Genomic DNA, 596 nt, shown 5'->3' on the forward strand with positions numbered 1-596 from the left:
TAAAGGTTGTTCCGTAAGGCCTGGATCGGGGAATTTCTCCGGTATGGGTGGGGTGTTGCGGGCTGAGCCGTTGTGGGTGGAGACGTTCACGGGTCTGCGGATGCGGCAGTTCGAGGGCCTGGTGAAGGTGGTGCGGGAGCGGGGCGGCAACGGGCCCGGTGGTGGTCGCCCGTGGTGCCTGCCGTTGGCGGAACGGGTGCTGCTGGTGGCGGTGTACTACCGGACGAACCTGACGATGCGGCAGCTCGCCCCGTTGTTCGGGGTGTCGACGGCGACGGTGTGCCGGGTCGTCCGGCGACTCGGTCCGCTGCTGGCGCTGGAGCCCGTGAGGCCGCCGGCTCCGGGCGCGGACCGGTTGTGGATCGTGGACGGCACCCTCGTCCCGGTGCGCGACCGCGGTGTGGGCGCCTCGAGTCGCAACTACCGGTTCTCGGCGAACGTGCAGGTCGTCATCGACGCGGACACCCGTCTCGTGGTCGCCGCCGCCCGACCGGCTCCGGGCAACAAGGCCGACGCACACGTCTGGCGGGCCTCCGACCTGCCCGCACGATGCGCCGGTGCCACGGTCCTGGCGGACGGCGCCTACATCAACACCG

General features: G+C 70.8%; 1 protein-coding gene. It reads left to right on the top strand.

What is annotated here, in order from left to right; genetic code table 11:
• Positions 1-43: 43 nt before the first annotated feature.
• Positions 44-596, top strand: a 553-nt coding sequence (locus tag KCH_RS06525; RefSeq protein ID WP_035860054.1) for an IS5/IS1182 family transposase, incomplete at its 3' end; no start/stop codon positions are given.

The organism is Kitasatospora cheerisanensis KCTC 2395 (genome assembly GCF_000696185.1).
GTDB classification, from domain to species: domain Bacteria; phylum Actinomycetota; class Actinomycetes; order Streptomycetales; family Streptomycetaceae; genus Kitasatospora; species Kitasatospora cheerisanensis.